The organism is Bartonella eidoli, from assembly GCF_036576145.1.
In the GTDB taxonomy this organism is placed as follows: Bacteria; Pseudomonadota; Alphaproteobacteria; order Rhizobiales; family Rhizobiaceae; genus Bartonella.
In genome coordinates this window covers 1-1,232 of record NZ_JBAFWX010000013.1, presented here as the reverse complement: position 1 = coordinate 1,232, position 1,232 = coordinate 1, and the positions used below count along the sequence as shown (strand labels likewise).

The 1,232-nt window shown below is 43.3% G+C and carries 1 protein-coding gene; it reads right to left on the bottom strand.

Annotated features, from left to right (window positions below; translation table 11 throughout):
* Positions 1–55: 55 nt before the first annotated feature.
* Positions 56–1,231: an elongation factor Tu gene (gene tuf / locus V5N68_RS06100; RefSeq protein ID WP_332066285.1), complete on the bottom strand. Its 1,176-nt coding sequence runs from the start codon at positions 1,229–1,231 to the stop codon at positions 56–58.
* Position 1,232 lies beyond the last annotated feature (1 nt).

Genomic DNA, 1,232 nt, shown 5'->3' with positions numbered 1-1,232 from the left:
TTCCTTACCACACAAGCGCCTTTAATAATTAAAGACGCCCCTCAACAACCACTGCCTATTCAATGATCTTAGAAACGATACCTGCACCAACAGTACGACCACCTTCACGAATAGCAAAACGAAGCTTTTCCTCCATCGCAATCGGAACAATGAGAGAAACATCCATAGCAACGTTATCACCAGGCATAACCATCTCAGTACCCTCAGGAAGAGAAACTATTCCCGTCACATCTGTAGTACGAAAATAAAACTGAGGGCGATAATTTGTGAAAAAAGGAGTATGACGACCACCCTCATCTTTTGTCAAAATATAAGCCTCAGCTTTAAATTTAGTATGAGGAGTAACTGAACCAGGCTTCGCCAAAACCTGACCACGCTCAATACCATCACGATCAACACCACGAAGAAGTGCACCAATATTATCTCCCGCCTGCCCTTGATCTAAAAGCTTACGAAACATTTCAACGCCTGTAACTGTCGTCTTAGAAGTTGGACGAATACCAATAATCTCAATTTCTTCACCAACTTTAATAATACCACGTTCAACACGACCAGTAACAACAGTTCCACGACCAGAAATCGAAAAAACATCCTCAATCGGCATCAAAAACGGTTGATCAACTGGACGCTCAGGAGTCGGTATGTAATTATCAACCTCACTCATCAAAAGGCGAACAGCATCCTCACCAATGCTTTTATTTGAATCCTCAAGAGCTGCCAAAGCAGAACCTTTAATTATTGGTATATCATCTCCTGGGAAATCATACTTGGACAAAAGCTCACGAACCTCAAGCTCAACAAGCTCCAAAAGCTCACTATCATCAACCTGATCAACTTTATTAAGAAAAACGACGATCGCAGGAACACCAACCTGACGCGCCAGCAAAATATGCTCACGAGTCTGAGGCATAGGACCATCAGCTGCAGAGACAACTAAAATTGCACCATCCATCTGCGCCGCACCCGTAATCATGTTTTTCACATAGTCAGCATGTCCCGGACAATCAACATGTGCATAATGCCGATTCTCTGTTTCATACTCAACATGCGCTGTAGAAATAGTGATCCCACGCGCACGTTCCTCCGGCGCTGCATCAATTTGCTCATACGCTTTAAATTCACCAAAAAATTTCGTGATCGCCGCTGTCAACGAAGTCTTTCCATGATCAACGTGACCAATCGTACCAATATTAACATGCGGCTTCGTACGTTCAAACTTGCTCTTTGCCATC

Excerpts from the sequence above, each read along its gene's own strand:
- tuf (WP_332066285.1), bottom strand. The coding sequence starts at position 1,231 with ATGGCAAAGAGCAAGTTTGAACGTACGAAGCCGCATGTTAATATTGGT.